General features: G+C 50.1%; 20 protein-coding genes and 3 tRNA genes. 8 read left to right on the top strand and 15 right to left on the bottom strand.

The window, feature by feature from the left end; genetic code table 11:
• Positions 1-357 precede the first annotated feature (357 nt).
• The 6 genes from B8987_RS06005 to B8987_RS05980 all read right to left on the bottom strand — a co-directional run bounded on the left by B8987_RS06005 (position 358) and on the right by B8987_RS05980 (position 4,725).
• A tRNA-Arg gene (locus B8987_RS06005) sits at positions 358-433 on the bottom strand.
• 39 nt (positions 434-472) lie between these two features.
• Positions 473-566 (bottom strand) — tRNA-Ser (locus B8987_RS06000).
• A 79-nt stretch (positions 567-645) separates the two neighbouring features.
• Positions 646-729: transfer RNA gene (locus tag B8987_RS05995), tRNA-Ser, on the bottom strand.
• A 77-nt stretch (positions 730-806) separates the two neighbouring features.
• Positions 807-2,069, bottom strand: coding sequence for a serine--tRNA ligase (serS, locus tag B8987_RS05990; RefSeq protein ID WP_020375213.1), 1,263 nt, complete (start codon positions 2,067-2,069; stop codon positions 807-809).
• 63 nt (positions 2,070-2,132) lie between these two features.
• The gene (gene mtnA, locus B8987_RS05985; protein WP_020375212.1) at positions 2,133-3,182 is read right to left on the bottom strand and encodes an S-methyl-5-thioribose-1-phosphate isomerase; all 1,050 of its coding nucleotides are present in this window, start codon (positions 3,180-3,182) and stop codon (positions 2,133-2,135) included.
• 289 nt (positions 3,183-3,471) lie between these two features.
• Positions 3,472-4,725: an IS110 family RNA-guided transposase gene (locus B8987_RS05980; protein ID WP_084660932.1), complete on the bottom strand. Its 1,254-nt coding sequence runs from the start codon at positions 4,723-4,725 to the stop codon at positions 3,472-3,474.
• 481 nt (positions 4,726-5,206) lie between these two features.
• Between B8987_RS05980 and B8987_RS05975 the strand changes: the two genes are divergently transcribed.
• Positions 5,207-6,397, top strand: a complete 1,191-nt coding sequence (locus tag B8987_RS05975; protein ID WP_084660965.1) for an IS110 family RNA-guided transposase — start codon at positions 5,207-5,209, stop codon at positions 6,395-6,397.
• Positions 6,398-6,901: 504 nt separating this feature from the next.
• On the opposite strand, the gene pdxT is transcribed toward B8987_RS05975, so the two are convergent.
• The 9 genes from pdxT to dnaA all read right to left on the bottom strand — a co-directional run bounded on the left by pdxT (position 6,902) and on the right by dnaA (position 17,598).
• Positions 6,902-7,495, bottom strand: coding sequence for a pyridoxal 5'-phosphate synthase glutaminase subunit PdxT (gene pdxT, locus B8987_RS05965; protein ID WP_020375209.1), 594 nt, complete (start codon positions 7,493-7,495; stop codon positions 6,902-6,904).
• Complete coding sequence (pdxS, locus tag B8987_RS05960; protein WP_020375208.1) at positions 7,496-8,386, bottom strand: pyridoxal 5'-phosphate synthase lyase subunit PdxS; 891 nt, start codon at positions 8,384-8,386, stop codon at positions 7,496-7,498.
• Between the two features lie 66 nt (positions 8,387-8,452).
• On the bottom strand, positions 8,453-10,897 hold the full coding sequence (gene gyrA, locus B8987_RS05955; protein ID WP_084660964.1) for a DNA gyrase subunit A: 2,445 nt from the start codon (positions 10,895-10,897) through the stop codon (positions 8,453-8,455).
• Between the two features lie 16 nt (positions 10,898-10,913).
• Positions 10,914-12,833 (bottom strand): DNA topoisomerase (ATP-hydrolyzing) subunit B, encoded by a 1,920-nt coding sequence (gyrB, locus tag B8987_RS05950; RefSeq protein WP_076006777.1) that lies wholly within the window; start codon positions 12,831-12,833, stop codon positions 10,914-10,916.
• A gap of 44 nt (positions 12,834-12,877) precedes the next feature.
• Entirely contained in the window at positions 12,878-13,156 is a 279-nt protein-coding gene (gene remB / locus B8987_RS05945; RefSeq protein ID WP_084660963.1) for an extracellular matrix regulator RemB, read from the bottom strand.
• 32 nt (positions 13,157-13,188) lie between these two features.
• Positions 13,189-13,710, bottom strand: a complete 522-nt coding sequence (locus B8987_RS05940; protein ID WP_084660962.1) for a DciA family protein — start codon at positions 13,708-13,710, stop codon at positions 13,189-13,191.
• Positions 13,707-14,810: a DNA replication/repair protein RecF gene (gene recF / locus B8987_RS05935; RefSeq protein WP_020375203.1), complete on the bottom strand. Its 1,104-nt coding sequence runs from the start codon at positions 14,808-14,810 to the stop codon at positions 13,707-13,709. Before recF ends, B8987_RS05940 begins: the two co-directional genes overlap by 4 nt.
• A gap of 1 nt (position 14,811) precedes the next feature.
• Entirely contained in the window at positions 14,812-15,921 is a 1,110-nt protein-coding gene (gene dnaN, locus B8987_RS05930) for a DNA polymerase III subunit beta (RefSeq protein WP_020375202.1), read from the bottom strand.
• 285 nt (positions 15,922-16,206) lie between these two features.
• Complete coding sequence (gene dnaA, locus B8987_RS05925; protein ID WP_020375201.1) at positions 16,207-17,598, bottom strand: chromosomal replication initiator protein DnaA; 1,392 nt, start codon at positions 17,596-17,598, stop codon at positions 16,207-16,209.
• Positions 17,599-17,845: 247 nt separating this feature from the next.
• Between dnaA and rpmH the strand changes: the two genes are divergently transcribed.
• The 7 genes from rpmH (at position 17,846) to B8987_RS05890 (ending at position 21,857) form a co-directional block, all read left to right on the top strand.
• A complete protein-coding gene (gene rpmH, locus B8987_RS05920; protein ID WP_076006773.1) occupies positions 17,846-17,980 on the top strand; it encodes a 50S ribosomal protein L34 in 135 nt (44 codons plus the stop codon).
• 4 nt (positions 17,981-17,984) lie between these two features.
• Entirely contained in the window at positions 17,985-18,329 is a 345-nt protein-coding gene (gene rnpA / locus B8987_RS05915) for a ribonuclease P protein component (protein WP_020375200.1), read from the top strand.
• A 25-nt stretch (positions 18,330-18,354) separates the two neighbouring features.
• Positions 18,355-18,564: a membrane protein insertion efficiency factor YidD gene (gene yidD / locus B8987_RS05910; RefSeq protein WP_076006772.1), complete on the top strand. Its 210-nt coding sequence runs from the start codon at positions 18,355-18,357 to the stop codon at positions 18,562-18,564.
• Between the two features lie 19 nt (positions 18,565-18,583).
• Entirely contained in the window at positions 18,584-19,258 is a 675-nt protein-coding gene (locus tag B8987_RS05905; protein ID WP_020375199.1) for a YidC/Oxa1 family membrane protein insertase, read from the top strand.
• A 71-nt stretch (positions 19,259-19,329) separates the two neighbouring features.
• Positions 19,330-20,043: a 16S rRNA (guanine(527)-N(7))-methyltransferase RsmG gene (gene rsmG, locus B8987_RS05900; RefSeq protein ID WP_176213158.1), complete on the top strand. Its 714-nt coding sequence runs from the start codon at positions 19,330-19,332 to the stop codon at positions 20,041-20,043.
• A 166-nt stretch (positions 20,044-20,209) separates the two neighbouring features.
• Entirely contained in the window at positions 20,210-20,971 is a 762-nt protein-coding gene (locus B8987_RS05895; RefSeq protein WP_084660960.1) for a ParA family protein, read from the top strand.
• On the top strand, positions 20,964-21,857 hold the full coding sequence (locus B8987_RS05890; protein ID WP_020375196.1) for a ParB/RepB/Spo0J family partition protein: 894 nt from the start codon (positions 20,964-20,966) through the stop codon (positions 21,855-21,857). The genes B8987_RS05895 and B8987_RS05890 overlap by 8 nt, the downstream gene beginning before the upstream one ends.
• The last annotated feature ends 13 nt before the right edge of the window (positions 21,858-21,870 follow it).

Genomic DNA, 21,870 nt, shown 5'->3' with positions numbered 1-21,870 from the left:
TTGCCGATGTGCATGAGACCATCTCTTAAGGAGATGATTCAATATCTAATCTCGTGGATGCACTTCGAACAATGTTCGGTCCAATATATTCGGGGGTTCGTTGTGGTGAATGCAGCAAAGAACTGTTTTTGCGTCCGATGTTACAACCTTTTCACTTTAACCGGATTGCCATTGGGTGATTCTTAGGAGCCGGATTTGGAAAAAAGTTGAAATACTCTGGATAGGAAGCGTCCCAGACAAGATGCTTCTAAATCAGACGAATGCAGCAAATCAGCAATATAAAAAAAAACCGGCTCACTTAATGATCCGGAGTAAGGCTTTATGGTCATTGGATATGAAACCGTGTTAAAAAATTTATGGTGCGCCCGTGAGGATTTGAACCTCAGGCCTCCTGATTCGTAGTCAGGCGCTCTATCCACTGAGCTACGGGCGCAACATTCTTATTATACTCAACAAGTGAGTTTTTCACAAGTGGCGGAGGGAGTGGGATTCGAACCCACGCTAGGCTTGATAGCCTACTAACGGTTTAGCAAACCGCCCTCTTCGGCCAACTTGAGTATCCCTCCACATGCAAACGCTATAATATCATATTCCCAATCGGCCAAGCAAGCCTGGATTAATGGGATCCATTGCCATTCAAAAAAATGGCGGAGGGGACAGGACTCGAACCTGCAAGCCCGAAGGCGGTGGTTTTCAAGACCACTGCGTTACCAATTACGCTACCCCTCCAAGGACACGTAATATTTTACTCTAAAAATGACCAGAAATAAAGAGGCAATGTCTAGAAAGACATGCCTCCTGGGTTCCTAAATTTGCTCATCCCCGCCCAAATACGGCACTAATACGTCTGGAACTTGGACATGTCCATTAGGCAATTGATAATTCTCTAAGATCGCTGCGATAGTTCGGCCGACTGCTAAGGCACTACCATTCAAAGTATGCACCAATTCCGTTTTTTTAGCCCCTTTGGGACGGTAACGAATATTAGCGCGCCGTGCTTGAAAATCAGTCATATTACTCACCGAGGAGATCTCCACATATTTCCCATAACTCGGCATCCATACCTCAATGTCATAGGTTAAAGCTTGACCAAATCCCATGTCTCCGCCACACAACATGACCGTGCGATAGGGTAAGTTTAGATCTTCTAAAACTGTTTCCGCATCCCGCAACATCTCTTCCAGGGCTGCTTGAGAATTGTTGGGTTCTTCAAAACGAACAAGTTCCACCTTATCAAATTGATGTTGACGAATGAGCCCTCGCGTGTCTCGTCCAGCAGCCCCTGCTTCCGCCCGAAAAGATGCCGTATATGCGGTAAACTTCAATGGCAAAGCATCTTGAATAATCTCGTCCCGGAATAAGTTGGTTAAAGGGACTTCTGCCGTTGGGATCAAATAATAATCGTGGGGAACAACATGAAAAACGTCTTCGACAAATTTGGGAAATTGGCCAGTACCAAACATGGAGGCTTCATTCACCAAATAGGGCGTTGCCATCTCCATATAGCCCCGGTTCCGAGCGTGATCGAGCATAAAATTAATGAGTGCACGGCTTAAGCGAGCTCCCATACCCGCCAACACGTTGAAGCGTGACCCACTAATTTTACGCGCACGTTCAAAATCGATGATGCCCAGATTTTCACCGATATCCCAGTGGGCTTTGGCACGGAAGGAGAAATGAGGAACATGGCCAAACTTGTGTATTTCGACATTGTCATCAGCTGATTCTCCATCGGGCACTTGCGGTAAGGGAGTATTAGGCACAGTCAATAAGAAGTCTTGCAGTTCCTGGTCAATAGGAGCCACAGAAGCCTCTAATTCTTTGATTTGTTCTCCAACTCGGCGCGTTTCTGCTATTAAGTCCGAGGCATCTTCTCCCCGCTTCTTGCGTTGCGATACTTCTTCCGATGCCTGGTTCCGGCGCGCTTTCAGACGCTCTATTTCCAAGGTAATTTCCCGCTTCTTAGCATCTAACCGCTTGACGATATCGAGATCTACATGGACGTGCTTTTTTGCCAAGAGTTGTGCAACCACTTCAGGTTCTTGCCGAATTCTGCGTATGTCGAGCATAATGCTCTCCTGCCTTTCACTGAGAAAATATGTTCTAAAAAAGAGTAATCTTTTCGAATCAAGTTACGGGGCGTTCCCGCTTACCATGTCCCGGATGGTCTTGTCAAAGGGTGGACGTATCACACCTTTTTCCGTGATAAACGCGGTGATGAGGCGTCCTGGGGTTATGTCAAAAGCGGGATTATAGGTTTCAATTTCTTCCGGCGCAATATTCACCCCACGGAGCTTGCGAATCTCATCGGGATTGCGCATTTCAATAGGAATATCTGCCCCAGACAAAGCATTGGCATCAAAAGTGCTCAAAGGAGCGGCAACGTAAAAGGGAATCTGATGATAATGCGCTAATACGGCGACACTATAGGTTCCAATTTTGTTGGCCGTATCGCCATTCAGGGCAATCCGGTCTGCGCCCACGATCACTCCATCTACTAGGTGTTGAGCCATGACACTACCAGCCATACTATCGGTGATGAGACGGGCCGGTATTTTTTCTTGGCTGAGTTCCCAGGCTGTAAGTCGCGCACCCTGCAGTAACGGGCGGGTTTCATCCACAAAGACCTCCCTAAGGCGGTGTTCGCGAAATAAGGACCGGATCACGCCAAGGGCCGTCCCATATCCACCTGTAGCAAGGCTACCGGTATTACAATGAGTTAGAAGACTCACCTTACCATCAAACAACGATAAGCCCCAGTCACCGATTTGACGATTTAATGCAACATCTTCAGCCAGTAGCTGATCGGCAATCTGCTTTAACGTTTTTATCGTGTCGTCAACACCTAGGCTTTGGACATGACTCAATGCATAACGAACTGCCCATGAAAGATTGACCGCCGTCGGACGTGCAGATTGAATCTGCTCGGCACTTTTTTTTAATTCGTCGTGAAAATTTGGGGTATCCCGAAGGCGCCTGGATTCAAGCCATAGCCCATAAGCGCCCGCGATGCCAATCGCCGGGGCACCCCGAACTGCTAAGACTTGAATGGCTTGAATCACATCCTGACCGGTCGTACAGGGTAAATAGTCGACAATATCCGGTAATTGCCGTTGGTCTAGAAGATATACCGCATTATCCGTCGCGCGTATGGCCTCCACTAATTCGAAAGTGGGATCCACCTTGTTATCCTCCTACCTCAATGTTTTGTCCTGTTTCCTAACCCTTTCACAATCTTTCAAGGGATTTCGCTTCGGTTCCCTCTCGAACGGTCTTTCATTACCGTGACCACGTTAGCGAACCCTACCATGTCTCACAGGGTCTATGCCCGACCAATCCTTCGTTCAGCTTGACGTGCGGTAGTAATGACGTGGGAGCCGGACTCGTATACGGGGTCATTTCACCGAGTGAAAGCCCAACAGGAGGGAGACGACTTCCCACGCCCGAGACAGAACCGAAGCCCCTCCATCGTTACGCGGCGGTCGACACCTCCCCCAGGGGGAACAGTCGCGCCGCATCATACGCCTGTCCGTGCTTCATGCACGCCCAGGCCACCCGGAGGAGCTTCGTCGCGACCGCCACCATGGCGGCTTTCGGGGCGAGCGGATGCGCCGCCCGTCGGGTGAGCGACTGATACCAGGCCTTCCACTGGGGATCCTTGGCCACCGCGACGCACGCGGCCTGATACAGCACGGCACGCGCGGCGGGACGTCCCCGTTTGGCAATATGCGTTGGGCCTTGGCGGTGTCCCGAGCTGGTTTGGGTGAGATTGAGTCCCGCCATTTTCTGCGCTTGGCGCGCATCGGCGAATCGGGACAAGTCCCCCAACTCGCCCAACACCGTGGCAATGACCTGGGGCCCGAATCCCGGAATGCTGAATAACGGCTGAGCAGGAGTCCAGTCCTCTAAAATGGCGGCTTGCGCGGCTTCAATGGCCGTTTGCGCGGCGAGCGCCGCGCGCCAACTCCGAAGATAGGAGGCGAGTTGGAGACGCGCAGTCGCCCGGCCTACGGGAATCCCAATGGAGTCCACGGCGGCCTGGTGCAAGGCGTGGGCGCGTTTAGCGCCGACGCGATGTGTGGTGGCGGCCTTAAACTGGTCCGCTATCGCATCCACGGACTGCGCTAACACCAAGTCCGGCGTCGGGAGCGTATCCAGCGTCGTCAGCGCCGCTTTCCCATCCCACGCCTTGAAGACCGTGAAGAATTCCGGAAAGTATTGATGGATCCAGCCGGCAATGCGCGCTCGCCATCGCATGACGTCCTGGTGGTGCTGCCGACGCGTCACCGCCAACGTGGCCAGCTGGGCCAGCGCGCCGCCGCGCGGCTCCCACCGGAACCACCGGCCATCATAGACGAGTCGGGCGATAACCCGGGCATCCTTGGCGTCGGTCTTGGTCGGGGTATTGTCATCCAATTCCTTGAGTCGATGGACGTGAGCCGGCTGCACCAGCACCACCTCCGCGCCGTGCGCACGGAGCCAATGGGCCAACCCAACCCAATAGTGCCCGGTGGACTCCATGCCAACGCGGACCTCCTCGGACGGCCGCCGCTCCCACATCGCCTCAAATCCCGCACGGGTATTGGCGAACCGAAAGGCTTTACCGACAGGCCGCCCGTTCGTGTCCAGCCATTGCACATAATGCCAGTCCTTCGCCACGTCGATGCCGCCCACCCCCAGTCCTTGCTTTCTTCCGTCGCTCTGCTCTACACTGTGCTTAGCCATTGAACTGTGCCCCCCTGAATTTGGTTGTTGTTCGCTACTCCAACCCTATCAGAGGGGCCATTCTTTACTCAATCCCTAAATACGCCCCGGACACTTTATTACAGGATTCTCGTATAAAGAAATTGATTCTGCTACCCTGAGGCTTTATCTTGAGGCCTGCCTCGCGGCCAGCAGCAATCGGCATTCGGGATGATCAGGCTTGCCAGATCGGGTTTCGTCGGCGATGCTCGAAGAAGATCGGGACGATTCAAGACTGCATTCCTCCTGCCGGATTGACGGCTTCGAAAGTCTGTGAGTCGGCGACGCCGCTTCGTCACAGTTAACGCGCGGGATGCCGCTCCCCCGTGGAGACCCGTGGCACCGGTCTATCGCACACCGCGGGTGGCGATGACGGCTTATAAGCGAGGTTGCGGCGAAGGCGTCGGCGCGTCGGCGAAATCCCGTTCCCGATGCATTCCTCCGGGAAGGGAGGTGAAATCCCATGGATAGCGTGTTGTACGTCGGTATTGACACCAGTCTCGGGGCTCACGTCGTCTGCGCGATGGCGGCGGATGGCCAGGTCGTCGCGCGGACGACCGTCCCCAACGATCAGGCGGGGGCCGAGCAATTCGTCGCCTGGCTGCACCCCCACGCCGCGCCGTACGCGCGGCTGGCCATTGGCGTCGAGGCCACGTCCGTGTACCATGTGCCGCTGATGGAATGGCTGACGCAAACCCCCGACTTGCAGCGGTGGCAACCCACCTGGTACGTCCTCAATCCGAAAGTCGTCCAGAAATTCCGAGAGACCTATGTGGATCGGGGCAAAACCGACCGAGCGGATGCCGCCCTGATTGCGGATGTCATGCGGTTTGGGCGCGTCACGCCCTGGACCCCGCCGGATCCGCGCTATGCGGCGTTGCAGGTCTTGACCCGCCATCGTCGGCAGCTGAGCCACCTCATCACCCAAGAAAAAAATCGCGCGTTGGTGCAATTGTTTTGTGTCTGGGGGCAGTATGCCCATACGGAGGAGCCGTTTTTCTCGAACGTCTTTGGGGTAGCGTCGCAAACCGTGTTGGAACGCTACACGCCCGATACGCTGGCAGCCATCCCGCTGGCGGATCTGGTGGCGGAAATCGCGGCGGCCGGTCGCCAACGGCTGAAAGCGCCCGATGACATTGCGCAGACCTTGCACCGCTTGGCGCGGCGCGCCTTTCGGTTGCATCCGGACGAGCAGGACGCGCGGCACCAAAGCTTGGTCCTGCATTTGGACACCATCCGGGCCTTGGAACATCAACAACAGGCGCTGGACAAAGTGATTGCCCGTGACATGCAGGCGTTTCGCCAAACCCTGACCACGATTCCGGGGATTGGTCCGGTCTATGGCGCGGGCCTCTTGGCCGAAATCGGTCCCATCGAACGATTTCCGTCGGAAAATGCCTTGGCCAAATATGCGGGGCTGACCTGGCGCCCGCATCAATCGGGGAATTTTGATGCCGACATCCGTCCGCTGACGCGGACGGGGAACGTCTATTTGCGGTACTACTTCATCGAAGCGGCGGAGAGGGTCCGGGTGCGGGACCCGCAGTTCAAAGCCTTTTACGAGAAGAAGTACCACGAAGCCACGCACCACGCGCATAAGCGGGCGTTGGTCTTGACGGCACGCAGTGGGTCGGCGTGGTCTACGGGATGCTGACCCGGGGCCAAATCTACGACGAAAGGAAGTTGATGCCGCACTAAAGGGATTGACAACTGATTTGCCATTATCTACCACCTCCTTTTAGGCAGGTTTATGTTGACCTGGCCCTGTTCGTCGTTGTCCTAAGCTGATCGGTTCTTGACATTTAACCGCGGGACTTCGGTAAATTGCGCAAATAAAAAACTCCTCCCACATCGGGGACGAGTTATTACCCGCGGTGCCACCCCAGTTGACGCTGACGCGTCCGGCTTGAATCCCTGTTAACGGAGGGATCCGCCGACTCTTCGCCGGGATCTTGGAAAGCGGAAAACGGAAAACCATCCCGTGCCGAATTTCCACCTCCATCGGCTCTCTGATGAAACGGCGACTTCCGTATGTTCTTTCCACGCATGAAAAACCTGACAAAATATTATTCTATGTCGATTTTGCCGTACCCATATGCCCTTGTCAATAAAAAATCAGAGGCTTGTCCGCATGCCCAAGCCTCTGATGTGAACACGCTTACACGTTAAGAGTTTTCCTCACTTTATTGACAAAATACTCGTGAATGCGGACGTCTCCACTCATTTCCGGATGAAAAGCGGAGACCAACAACGGCCCCTCTTCGGCCATGACCACTTGTCCATCATAGGTCGCCAAGGGAATAACCTGGGGGCCATATTGACGAATTTGTGGAGCCCGAATAAAGACCGCTGGAAACTCGGGGCCTTCCGTAAGGATCTTGATAGGGATTTTGGTTTCAAAAGAAGCCAGTTGTCGCCCGTAAGCGTTGCGATCCGCGGTAATGTCCATCAACCCAAGACGCGCCGGGGAGGGTCCGATGACTTCTTTAGCTAGTAAAATCAATCCCGCACAAGTCCCGTAAACCGGAAATTGTTCTTCCGTGACCCGCTTGCGAATAGCGTCAATAAGACCCTCTTCCGCCATGAGCATGCCGATTGTCGTACTTTCCCCACCGGGAATGATGAGACCTTGCACTTTTTCTAAATCACTTAAGGTGCGTACTTCGACGGGATTTGCCCCGACTTTTGCCAAGTGATTTTTATGTTCGCGGACATCCCCTTGAATGGCTAAGACACCGATGTTCAGAGTCATTTAAATCCCCCGGTCCTGCATCCGGTCTGCTGGCGTTAAGGTGGCCATTTCTAATCCCGGCATCGCCTCTCCGATATTTTCAGAGACTTCAGCAATCACCTTAGGATCATTGTAGTGTAAGGTGGCTCGGACAATAGCACGGGCAAAGGCCTCAGGATTTTGCGACTTAAAGATACCGGAACCCACAAAGATGCCATCAGCCCCTAATTGCATCATCAATGCCGCATCCGCTGGACTGGCAATTCCTCCCGCACTGAAATTCACGACGGGTAACCGTCCTAATTCCTTAACTTTCCGTACCAGTTCTAACGGTGCCCGCAGTTCTTTGGCCAAGTCTGGTAATTCATCATCCGGCGTATTCACTAAGCGCCGCACTTGGGCATTCACAGCCCGCAGATGCCTGACCGCTTCCACCACATTTCCGGTTCCCGGTTCCCCTTTCGTCCGGAGCATGGCCGCTCCTTCTGCAATCCGGCGCAAGGCTTCTCCTAAATCCCGGGCTCCACAGACAAAGGGGACTTTAAACGCCCATTTATCAATATGATACTGTTCATCAGCCGGGGTTAAGACTTCGCTTTCATCAATATAGTCCACTTCCAACGCTTCCAAGACTTGTGCTTCGACAAAGTGTCCAATCCGAACTTTGGCCATAACGGGAATCGAAACGGCTTGCTGAATGCTTTTCACAATGTGTGGATCCGCCATTCGCGCCACACCACCCGCAGCACGAATATCCGCAGGTACTCGTTCGAGCGCCATCACGGCCACTGCGCCAGCTTTTTCCGCAATCACGGCTTGTTCAGGCGTTGTAACATCCATAATGACGCCGCCTTTTAGCATTTCTGCTAATCCAGCCTTCACGTTAAACGTTCCCACTTGTCTTTCTTCCATCTTTCAGTAAATCCTCCCTTGCCATAATGCGATCAGTCCAAGGTGGCTGGATCGTTAATTTTAAGTTTAGCTACTTTCTTCGTTCTCGTCATCAGCTGACACGCGAGTAAATGCCGCGACAGTCTGCCCTTCTTCGAGTCTCATCACAAGGACTCCTCGGGAATCCCGTCCCTGTTTCGAGACACTGGATACATCCATCCGAATTAATGTGCCATCGCTGGAAATAACCATGCATTGTTCGTTACCCTCTACAGGCACAATGCCTACCAGTTGTCCAGTTTTTGCGGTAATGCGCAAGCCTAACACACCTTGGCCACCACGGCCGGTAACCCGAAATTGATCGGTTGAGGTGCGTTTGCCATAACCATTTTCCGTAAGTAAGAGCAACTCCCCTTGATCACTGACGACCGCTAATGACACGACACGGTCCCCAGGACGCAAGTGAATGCCTCGCACTCCGCGGGCAGAACGGCCCATCGCGCGCACTAACTCCTCGTTAAAGCGAATGACTTGTCCATGAGCTGTGGCCAAAAGAATATCGCTTTGACCGCTAGTTTGCTCAACCCCAATGAGTTCATCACCGGGATCGAGGTTTATGGCGATAATGCCACCTCCACGCCATGAACTGTAATCAGATAACGCGGTACGCTTGACGACACCTTGCTTGGTGGCAAAAACCCAATAAGAGTCCTCCGCAACCGTTTGTGGCAAGGTTTGAACAGCGGCAATCCGTTCATCAGCTTCCATTGCAATCAGATTGGCCACGGAAATCCCTTTGGCTTGTCGGCTAGCTTCAGGAACTTCGTGGACCTTCACCCGGTAAATCCGTCCTTTATTGGTAAAGAAACATAAATAGGCATGGGTGGAGGCAATGAAAAGATGATTAATAAAATCATCTTCGCGAACGGTACTGCCCGTTACTCCCCGGCCACCACGCTTCTGCGCACGATACACCGATGTCTGCGAGCGTTTGATATAGCCCCGGTGTGTTAAAGTAACGACCATGTCCTCTTCAGGGATCAAATCCTCGTCACTCATATCTTTGACCGCGGGACCAATCTTGGTTCGGCGTTCATCTCCGTATTTATCCCGGATTTCAACAAGGTCATCTTTAATGATTTGATAGACGAGCCGTTCATCCGCCAAAATTTCCCGCAAATGCGCAATTAACGCTTGAATTTGTTGGTATTCCTCTTCAATTTTGGCTTGTTCCAACTGGGTTAGACGCTGCAAGCGCATTTCCAATATCGCATTGGCTTGCAGCTCGCTGAGCCCAAAGCGTTCCATAAGACCAGAACGCGCCTGATCGACACTGGAAGAACCGCGAATTAACGCAATCACTTCATCGAGGAATTGCAAAGCAATTCGTAAGCCTTCTAGAATGTGCGCCCGGGCTTCAGCCTTTTTGAGATCATATTGCGTACGCCGGACGATAATTTCTTTTCGGTGCGCGATAAAGTAATGGAGAATCTCCTTCAACGATAAAACTTGCGGACGATTATCCACCAGGGCCAATAAGATGATGCCAAAGGTTTGCTGTAATGGTGTGTATTTGTACAGCTTGTTTAAGATCACCTTAGGGACCCCGTCCCGTTTCAAATCAATAACAATACGCACGCCATGACGGTCCGATTCATCCCGCAAATCAGCGATTCCTTCAATTTTGTGCTCGTGCACTAATTCCGCGATTTTCTCTAACAACCGCGCCTTGTTCACCTGGTAAGGGATTTCGCTAATGATGATGCGCGATCGCCCCGTATCGGATTCATCAACTTTAGCAATCCCCCGCATGACGATAATGCCCCGTCCGGTAGCGTAGGCCTGATGAATTCCTTCGCGCCCCATAATCATGCCACCAGTGGGGAAATCGGGGCCAGGGATATGCTTTAGCAGATCTTCTAACGTCGCTTCCGGATGATCGATGAGGTAGACTGCCGCATGCGCAACCTCTGTTAAATTGTGAGGAGGAATGTTTGTTGCCATCCCGACAGCAATTCCTGAGGATCCATTAATGAGCAAATTCGGAATGCGGGCTGGCAATACCACAGGTTCTTCCGTGGTTTCATCAAAGTTTGGTATGAAATCCACGGTTTCTTTGTCGATATCTACCAGCATTTCCATAGCAATGGGCGATAGCCTGACCTCGGTATAACGCATGGCAGCTGGGGAATCCCCATCCATCGATCCAAAGTTTCCATGCCCGTCAACCAGTGGATAGCGTATCGAAAAATCTTGAGCCATGCGGACCATGGCATCATAAACAGCCACGTCGCCATGGGGATGGTAACGACCGAGAACTTCTCCAACAATACGCGCGGATTTTTTATAGGGGTGGTTCGGTGTATTACTCAGTTCGTTCATCGCATAAAGAATCCGGCGGTGAACGGGTTTTAGACCATCCCGAACATCGGGTAATGCCCGGCTTACGATAACGCTCATGGCATAGTCGATGTAGGATTTCTTCATTTCGTCTTGGATATCAATGGGCAAAACATGCCCGACATTAGCCATTTATCGTTTCCTCGCTTTATCCTACGGTGTCAAGATTTCTCACTAAGTGGGCGTTTTCTTGGATAAATTCACGCCGGGATTCCACTTTTTCTCCCATCAGCACACTAAAAATCCAGTCGGCCGCGACTGCATCTTCAAGTTCGACCTGTAAAAGCGTGCGAGTTTCGGGATTCATGGTCGTCTCCCATAACTGCTCAGCATTCATCTCTCCAAGCCCTTTATAGCGCTGAATATTGACTTCTTTGCCGTGCCCTAACTCATTTAATACCCGTTCTAATTGGGCATCATCATACACATATTGTTCCACTTTACCCTTTTTAACCAGGTAGAGAGGCGGTTGGGCAATGTAAACATATCCGGCCTCAATTAACGGCGTCATGTAGCGATAAAAGAACGTGAGCAATAAGGTTCGAATATGCGAACCGTCGACATCAGCATCTGTCATAATCACAATCCGGTGATAGCGCGCTTTATCGAGAACAAATTCATCGCCAATGCCTGTACCAATAGCCGTAATCATGGCGCGAATTTCTTCATTCGCCAAGATTTTATCCACGCGAGCTCGTTCTACGTTCAAAATTTTTCCACGCAACGGCAATATGGCTTGGTAACGCCGATCGCGTCCTTGCTTTGCGGACCCTCCTGCAGAATCGCCCTCCACCAGATAGAGTTCCGATTCTTTGGGATCACGGGAGCTACAATCCGTCAATTTGCCTGGCAATGCTGAAGATTCCAGCACGCTTTTTCGCCGGGTTAATTCCCTGGCTTTCCGGGCTGCTTCGCGAGCTCTAGCAGCCTGGACCGATTTTTCCAAAATGCGTTTGGCTACCGACGGATTTTCCTCGAAAAAGGTGGCCAAACCATCGGCGGTAATTCCTTCGGTAATTCCCCGCACTTCGGAATTGCCTAATTTCGTTTTGGTCTGACCTTCAAACTGGGGCTCAGGCAATTTAACCGAAACAATCGCCGTGATCCCTTCTCGCACATCTTCTCCTGATAAGTTAGCATCTTGGTCTTTGAGAAGACCGAGTTTTCTGGCGTAATCGTTACAAACGCGAGTTAATGCCGACTTAAAACCGGCTTCGTGCGATCCCCCTTCATGCGTGCGGATCGTATTCGCAAAAGTAAAAATCGTCTCGTTGTAGGTATCGTTGTATTGTAAGGCTACATCCACCATGACCCCGTCTTTAGACCCCGAAAAGGCAATAGGTTTGGGATGCAGCACATCTCGACTTAAATTCAAATATTCAACAAAAGATTCAACGCCGCCTTGAAACTCAAATTGGATGGAACGTCCGGTCGCTTCTTCGTATAAGGACAAAAATACCCCGGCATTTAAAAACGCTTGTTCGCGCATCCGGTTAGCTAAGGTATCAAAGGAGAAATGAACATCTTCAAAAATTTCCGCATCAGGCCGGAATATCACTTCAAATCCCGTTTCTGTCGTCGTTCCGACCTGGGTTACCGCATCTAGCGGTTTGCCTTTAGCATAGTGCTGAACAAACACGCCGCCATTGAAACGGCTCGTGGCTGTTAGTTCAGAAGATAGAGCATTGACAACTGAAAGACCGACCCCGTGAAGTCCTCCTGAAACCTTATATCCGCCACCGCCAAATTTGCCTCCGGCATGCAAGATAGTCAGTACCACTTGGAGTGTGGGGATTCCTGCTTTGGGATGAATTCCGGTGGGCACCCCTCGACCGTTATCCCGCACGCCCACGCGCCCATCTTTATAGAGAGTTACCCAGATGTGATCGCAGACCCCGGCTAACGCTTCATCGATGGAGTTATCGACGATTTCATAGACCAAATGATGGAGACCCCTGGGACCTGTGGAACCAATATACATTCCCGGGCGTTTTCGGACGGCCTCAAGGCCTTCTAATACCTGAATATCACTCTCGTTATAACTTCCCGGTTGGGTGTCTTCCGTCATATACAATGGTCCTCCTTGGAAAACTAGTCAAAGGCAAAAAAGCCCTATATTTCAGTATACCACACCGAGCCGGTCCCCTCTTTGGACGAGGTCCGACCGGCTCGCTTGTAGAGAGTAGCCGGCGAGATATTCGATAAAATTACACCATTTGAAGTAAAGATAAGGGATTTGGCGTCATTCAAATCGCCTTGTAGTTGGCCTTCTGCATAAAAGCGGTGGATCATTTGCCGCACTTCAGGAGAATAATCCATCAAATTTTTGTTTAATATCGCAATAATGGCTTCGGCATCGATCATCATATCGTGGCCAATATGTAAATACACCGAGGTCTCCTCTCCTCAACTCATCAGATATTTTACGATTTCTTCTCGCAAACACTACAGAGACGATAGGGTTTTAAGGTGGGGCTTCCACATGATAAACATGGTTGATAGCCCTCGTTTAACCATTGCTTAACAGCCAAATGGTAATTTGTCTCGACTTGGTTAACCAGATCCTTGAGATTATCCGTTCGCGGTTTTACACGGCCGATGCGAACAGAAACTTCTCCCGTGCCCATACGATAAACCGGTGGCCGGAATGCCTTCCAAAAAATGCGCGTGTGAATATCCTCAACGAAAACGGAGCCTAAGAGTTCATTAATTTTTTGCTTTAACTCAGGAATAAAAAATTGTAGTTCTTGAGCCCATGACGACGATTTGACGGCGACCGTCAATATTTTCGGCTTGTATCCGATGACACGCGTATTTTTTGCAATATACTCGCCAGCCACATCATTCCAGCTTGTTTCCAAAATCCATAAAGATTTCGCAGGTTGCCACGAGTATGTTTCCACCAGTCTATCCAGAATATGTTGCAGATGTTCGTCCTTGTTCATCGGATCTCCTGTTGACGTAAAATTCCCTGATCGACGTGATAAATAACGGGTTCCAAGTTTTCATAATTACGGGCCTCGGTATCGGTGATTACCGTCTGGGGTCGACTTAAGGCGATAAACTTGAGTAATCGCGAACGTTTAATGGGATCCAATTCGGATAATACGTCATCTAACAACACCATGGGTGTCATTCCGGTTTCCTGTTCCAAAATCTCGAAACTGGCCAATTTTAGACTTAAAGCAATTGCCCGGTGCTGTCCTTGGGATGCATAATCGATGGCAGGAAAGCCATCGATAGTCAATATCAGATCATCCCGGTGTGGTCCTATTAAAGTCATTCCGCGTTGTTGATCGTTTTTTTGATGAATCCTTAGCATCTCCTCATAATTCCCAGGATCTGTCATAGCATTATGGGTTCCCCCAGGAGCCAATTGGATTCCTAAGCGAAGTCCTGTTAAATCCGCAAAGATTTTTTGGGCAACGGGAATAATGTCCCTTAAAATTTGTAACCGTCGATTCCACAAATAACTGCCCGATTGTGCCAACAACGGATTAAAGCTGGTCACTGTTGATGTCATGCGTGGATCTTTAAGAGCCTTATTCCGCTGTACCAAGGCGCGGTGGTATTGCCGGAAAAGCCTTAAGTAACGAGAATCTATTGGAGCAATAAGCCAATCCAGAAATCTCCGGCGGCCTTGCGGAGAACCTTTTGACAACTGCACATCATCCGGCGAAAAAACGACAACAGGTAATACCGGGCCTTCATGTTTTTTTCGCAGCGGGTTAAGTTGCATACGGTGGTGCAATGTCAGAATTCGGTCGGGGTCTTGGTGCACGACCCCATCAAGACTCATGATGTCTACTCCCCAGTTTGATCCCTCGGGAGAAGTTTGTGGGCTCTTCCCGCAGGCTGACATGATAAGTTCTTGATCTTTAGACGACCGAAATGAGGTTCCCGTTAGGAGCACGTGGACCGCTTCCAATGTATTCGTTTTGCCTTGCCCGTTATCTCCCACCAACAAAGTTAGCTGCGGAGAAAACTCAATCGATGCCTGGGCAATATTACGAAATTTTACAATGGTGATTCGATCAAGCCGCATTTCAGACCAATTGCCTTAAGGGCAAGAGAATGTGAAAATAGGACGAGTTGTCGGCTGACCGAATTTTCGCCGGGGACTGGACTCCGGAAAACTCAATAATCACCTCTTCGCCATCCAACGACTTAATGGCTTCTAGAATATATGTGGGATTGAACAGAATGTCCAAATTTTGCCCTTCTGTAGGACAATCAATAATTTCTTCAGCCTGACCAATTTCTGCTGCTTGAGTAGATAATTCGATGCTTCCGGATTCGATCCGAATGCGTAAAGGCGTGGACCGTTCCTTAGCCGCGATTAAACTGACGCGTTCCACCGCACCCCGAAAATCTCCGGTCGCAGCCCGACACTGACTGATGTATTCTGTGGGAATAACGCGATCATAGTCGGGATATTGGCCATCTAACAAGCGGCTAGTAAACGTCATCCCTGGTGCGGATAGTTCGATCAACCCCTGGCCCATCGTCAGCGTTACAGCTTGATTCGCGTTAATACGCGCGCCCTCCGCCAACACTTTAGGTGAGATCACCACCGATTCTTCGATTCCCCGGTAATCCGGAACAGGAAGCCAGGTATGAGATAGTCGGCTTCCATCCGTGGCGACCATGACTAAACGACCGTTAGCGAGTTTGATATAGACGCCTTTTAATATGGGCCGGGTGTCATCTTTGGAACACGCGAATAAAAGTTGTCGGCTTAAGGTGGCTAAAGTGCCGGCCGGCAATTCAATGGTCTGTTTATCGGTGTTCATAGCTGGAAAATTAGGGAGCATTTCCCGACCAAATCCATTGATCACCGCTTTATTGCGTCCATAGCGAATAGTTGCACGTCCACTGGATTCTTCAGTCGACAATTCGAATGTGGCTGTCGGCAGACGGTGAATTAAATCACTCAATGTGGAAGCGGGAAGAACGACATAACCAGGTTCTGACACATCACAGGGAATTTCTGCCACAATGTGACTTGATAAGTCGGTGGCCGATAGCCGTAAGACGCCCCGATCAGCCTGGAGTTGCACGCCTGTCAAAATGGCCATGGTATTTTGCGGTTGAATTACGCGAATAACTTGTTGCAAAGCTGACGCTGTTTGATCTTGTGCAGCACTAAACCGCATTGGTTGCTGTCCTCCTTCGTGTTCGTCGCCCAGTTTTCCCCATGCTTATGATGATCATGATTTTGATCGATCAAATCCGTAGTCGTAATAAGGGCTGGGGATAACGGGGATAAGTCCCATAAGTCCTTATAAATCGCGCTGATCCGACACCAAAAAACAGTGAATAACTCGTGTATCAAAACGGGGATAAATGGGGACAGATGGCAGAAAAATTCTAGGCCTGTGTATGACTCGACATTGTTCCACAAAGAGTCCCCTGTTTATCCAGACTTTATCCCCACCTTTTCAACGTGATTTGATCCGTTTTGTCAAAGCTTCCAATAATTGGGCAAGTTGTGTATCCGTATGTCGTTCTTGCTCGATTTTTTCACAGGCATGAATGACCGTTGTGTGGTCTCGTCCCCCAAATTCCTCACCAATCCGAGGAAGACTGGAGTCGGTCAATTGCCTTGCCATATACATCGCGACTTGTCTGGGAAAGGCTACCGTTCGGGTTCGTTTTTTGGCCTTGAGATCTTCGACCCGGAGATCAAAGTGTTTCGCGACCTCTTCTTGAATCAGGCGAATCGTAATCGGTTTCGGTCGCGAATTGGGAATGACGTCCTTTAAGGCTTCCATGGCGAGTTCTGCTGTCAATGGTTGACGCGTGATCGAACCATAGGCCATGACGCGGATTAAGGCCCCTTCTAGTTCCCGAATGTTGGTATCAATGCGAGTCGCGATAAACTGCAACACCGAATCGGGCACGGATAAGTCTTCGAGCTGTGCCTTTTTGGCCAAAATCGCAATGCGCGTTTCCAGATCGGGTGGTTGAATATCCGTGATGAGGCCCCATTCGAAGCGTGAACGTAAACGCTCTTCGAGAGTGGGAATGTCTTTTGGAGGACGATCGCTCGAAATAACAATTTGTTTATGGGCTCCGTGTAGCGCTTCGAACGTGTGGAAAAATTCTTCCTGGGTTCGTTCTTTTCCAGCCACGAATTGAATATCATCGATTAGCAAAACATCAATATTGCGGTACCGTTGGCGAAAACGCACCATTTTATCGTCACGGATAGCGTTGATCATCTCATTGGTAAAATTTTCAGATGATACGTATAATACGCGCGCTTTGGGCGACCCCGCTAAGACATGGTGGCCGATGGCGTGCATCAAGTGAGTTTTCCCAAGACCTACACCACCGTATAGGAATAACGGGTTGTAGGCTCTAGCGGGCATTTCTGCCACCGCTTGACATGCCGCATGGGCGAAGCGGTTAGAGACCCCGACAACAAAAGCCTCGAAAACATATTTGGGATTAAGACGGGTATGAAATTCTGATTCTGTGGTTTCGGAGGGCTCTTTGTTCACCGGCGGTCGGGATTCTTGAGTGACAGAAATCGGTACCGGTACGGGTTTTTCGTTATAGACTGTCTCCGATGATTTAGGAGTGAGGATTAAATGGACATCAATAGGACGCCCGGCGGATTTTGCCAAGACATCACGCAGCAAGCCTGTGTAGCGGCTGGCGATAATTTGGCGCACAAAATCACTCGGTACGGCCAGTTCCAGCACACCATCCTCCAAAGACAGTGGGAATACTTGCCTCACCCAAGTCTCAATGCTGGGTGTGGATAATTCGCTTTCGAGTCGTGCAACCGTGTCTGCCCACAGGCTTTCCAAGCCGACCTCAAGCATGAAACAATTCCCCCTAATATACACAAGAAATCCACAAAGTTATCCACAAATTGTTGATAACTCACCTATAAATAATGAATGCCCCCGCCGCGCGGAGGAGTGGGTTTATGATAACAAATTCGGACAAGGCTCTCAATGAACTAAGGAAGAAAATCTAAGGGTTAAATAAGCGGTCGGTTCCTTGACCCCCAAACAGGAAGTGGATATAATTAAAGCACATTTGCGCTAGAGTCGGGAGGTGACTAATGTGAAGCGCACGTACCAACCGAACCGTCGTCACCGGGCAAAAGTCCATGGTTTTAGAAAACGTATGTCCACGAAAGCTGGCCGTATGGTCCTCAAAAGGCGCCGACTTAAGGGTCGTAAACGTTTAGCTGGATAAGATCATGGCACAATTTCAGCGTCTTAAAAGGCGCGCCGATTTTGGTCGGGTTTTCCGATTTGGACGCACCGTAGGGGACCGTTATATGGTCCTTTTCATTCTGTCTAATGATGGTGTAGCATCGCGAATAGGTTTTACGACGCAGCGCTCTGCGGGTTCGGCCGTTAAACGGAACCGTATTCGCCGTAGGCTCCGAGCACTTTTTTCTCTTTTTGCGGAAAATGTGACGCCGTGCGGAGATTTAATTATTTTGGGCAAGAAACCTGTCTTAACTGAGGATTGGGACCGGCTTGTTCACTCCTTGCACAAATTATTAGTGAGAGCGGGATGTCTGAAAAAGCAGCTGTAAGATGTTATGAGGTAGGCGAAGACGGATGAGAAAGATTGTGATTGGGTTAATTCACCTGTATCAGAGATATATCTCTCCGATGACCCCGCCGAGCTGCCGTTACATGCCGACCTGTTCGCAATATGCTGTAGAAGCTGTCGCGAAGTATGGGGTGCCAAAAGGCGGGTATTTAGCTGTTCGACGAATTTTACGGTGTCACCCTTTACACGAGGGCGGCTATGACCCAGTTCCATAGATCGTTAAGGAGGCTATAAATGGGTATTTGGGGCGGGTTTTTAAGCCTAATCCGGGATGCCTTTGTGGTATTCACGGGATGGACCCATAATTACGTGTTAGGGATCATCCTTTTGACACTGATGGTGCGGTTGATTCTGTTGCCACTCGGTATTTATCAGGCCCGGTCAATGCAAAAGATGGCCAAAGTGGGACCGAAGCAGCGGGAAATTCAGCAGCGTCATAAGGGCAATCCACAGGCTATGCAAGCGGAATTAGCCAAACTATACAAGGAAGAAGGGGTCAATCCGGCATCGGGATGTTTGCCCCTTTTACTACAGATTCCTGTCATGTATGGCCTCTTTGATGTTTTGGAACGCTTTAAATACGTCCATCACAATTATGGGTTTTGGGTATGGCAGAATTTGGCCAAGCCTGACCCCACGTACATCCTTCCGCTTCTGGTTGCGGTCAGCACATTTTTCATGCAAAAACAAACTATGATGATGACTCCGCAGCAACCGGAAATGCAACAAAGTCAAAAGCTCATGTTGTGGATGATGCCGATTGTGTTTGGATATGTGGCGTCCCGGTTTCCTGCGGGTCTGTCAGTGTACTATGTTGTCTCTAACTTGTTCCAATTGGGTCAAACCATGTGGCTGTTGCGAAGACCTGTAGACGGGGCAACCGGCGGAGGCGCTCAAGCGACACGGTAATGAAAAATGTGGTGACCGCGCATAAGCGCGGTCATTTTCGTAAGACATGAATTGCATTGATGGGAGGCATTATGATACAAAAGCCATCATGGCTTAATGGGGATCTGGTGGGGCAGCTTGAGGAAGACAGTATTCGTGAGCGTCTTGAGGCATTAGTCAAACTCGTTCATGAAGCGCCATTTAACATAACGGGATTTAGGACACCTGAGGAGTTATGGGTCCATGGAGTGTTTGATGCGGTGCAAACCGTTCAGGGCGTGAGGCTATCAGAAATACATACAGCCATTGATATCGGCAGTGGTGGCGGTTTTCCCGGTTTAGTGTTAGCTATTTTGATGACTTCGACGTCATGGCTCTTAATTGAAGCGCGACAAAAACGTGCCGAATATTTGGGCTACATGGCTGAACGCTTGAACCTCAGCAATACGCAGGTTATCCGTGAGCGGGCTGAAGAGTTCATTCGTCATCAAGAGGAATACAGGGAATGGGCCGAGATTGTGACGGCCCGTGCAGTGGGGTCATTAAAGACAACCTTAGAGTTAAGTTTGCCGTTTTTAAAAATTGGTGGACGCGGTCTTTTTCCCAAGGGCCGGACGCATGTACGCGCTGAAGTTGAAGAAGCCAGGGAATTATGCCAGAAACTTGGTGGAAATATTGAGGAAATTTCAGTGCCCTATGGCGATAATGGAACCTCCCAGGTAGTGCGTGTTGTCAAAGTCCGCGCTACGCCGCCACAATTTCCTCGCCGGGCCAAATGGTTAGGGATGGATATCACCAAAGAATAACAGATTGATCGAGACTACAAGCCATTGTGCATGAGAAATCGTTTATAATTCGGTTTAGAGTCGCTAGGACAAGCAGCTTCAAGGACGGAAGATAAAAAATTCTCCGTTGCATCCTTTTGGGCTTGAGCATTACCTTCGAGAATGAATCAACAGGAGGCACTGACGAATGGGCCGAATTATCGCAGTGGCCAACCAAAAGGGCGGAGTTGGCAAAACAACCACCGTGATTAATCTTGGCGCGTATCTCGCAGATTCTGGAAAACGGGTCTTGGCCGTAGACATTGATCCCCAAGGCAACACGACGACCGGCTTGGGTATTGATAAGCAAGGGATGGATGTGTCGATTTATGATGTTCTGTTAGAATCACAACCGGTTATGGAGGCGTTGGTGCCTACGGATGTCGTCGGACTTCATCTAATTCCAGCTACTTTGGATTTAGCTGGAGCGGAAGTGGATTTATCTCAAGCCGTAGAGAGGGAATTGCGCTTAAAGAAGGCATTACAACCTGTCAAAGATCGTTACGATTACATTTTTGTCGACTGTCCACCATCCTTGGGTTTATTAACCATTAATGCCTTATGTGCAGCTGACCGTGTTATGATTCCTATGCAGTGCGAATTTTTTGCGTTGGAAGGGTTATCGCAATTATTGTCGACAATTGATTTAGTCACGGCACGGTTGAATCCCCACTTGGAATTGGAAGGCATTGTTTTGACAATGTATGATGGACGAACGAATTTGGCGGGACAAGTCGCGCACGAAGTTCGACAACATTTTGCTTCCAAAGTGTATCAGGCTGTGATTCCGAGAACCGTGCGTCTCAGTGAAGCTCCCAGTCATGGGCTGCCTATTATGCGATATGATCCGAAGTCACGGGGCGCAGAAGGATATCGGGCATTGGCAGAGGAGGTGATGGCAAATGGCTAAAAGCCGCGGTCTTGGTCGGGGATTGTCGTCTTTAATTCCTGAAGGGTCGCATAATGGGGGCAATATTGGCGGCGATATGACATCTGGAGTCGAACAAATTCCGATTGAGCGTATTCATTCCAGTCCGTTTCAACCCCGGCGTCATTTTGCGGAAAACGAGCTAAATGAACTGTCGGCATCAATCCGAGTTCATGGCGTCATTCAACCCATTGTGGTGCGTCCATCCAGTACAGGTGGTGGCTATGAATTAGTAGCCGGAGAAAGGCGATACCGGGCAGCCAAAAGCGCACAAATGGATAAGATACCGGCCATTATTCGTTCCATGTCGGATCAAGAAGCCATGGAGATTGCCTTGGTGGAAAACCTCCAGCGCAGTGATTTAAATCCGATGGAAGAATCATGGGCTTATCATAAGTTAACCCAAGAGTTGGGGTGGACACAGGAACAAATTGGTGAACGGGTGGGTAAATCCCGGTCTCATATTGCGAATTATTTACGGTTGTTGAGTTTAGAACCCGAGATTCAACAATGGGTGGCTGAACAAAAATTAACGGTGGCCCATGCCAAATTTTTATTATCACTAGACCCCGGTAAGCGGTTGGAACTGGCGGAGCGGGCAGTGAAAGAAGAGTGGACTCTTCGCCAGCTAGAAACCCATGCGGCCATGCTAACCGTGACAAAAGCACCTCAAATCAAAAAACCGGATGTTCACATTGCCGTGACAGAAGAACAATTGCGACGTCGGTTTGGAACAAAAGTCCGCGTAAAAGGCGATCTCAATAAAGGACGGATCGAAATTCCGTACCATACCGTTGAAGAATTGGAACGGATTTTGGAAATTCTTGAAGAACATCCTCAAGCAGCGTCTGGGGATTTTGTCGTTTAATGTTCCTTGAGGA

This window comes from Sulfobacillus thermosulfidooxidans DSM 9293, from assembly GCF_900176145.1.
Classification (GTDB): domain Bacteria; phylum Bacillota; class Sulfobacillia; order Sulfobacillales; family Sulfobacillaceae; genus Sulfobacillus; species Sulfobacillus thermosulfidooxidans.
Note: the sequence above shows the minus strand (reverse complement) of the source record. Positions and strands in the feature narration are given on the sequence as shown.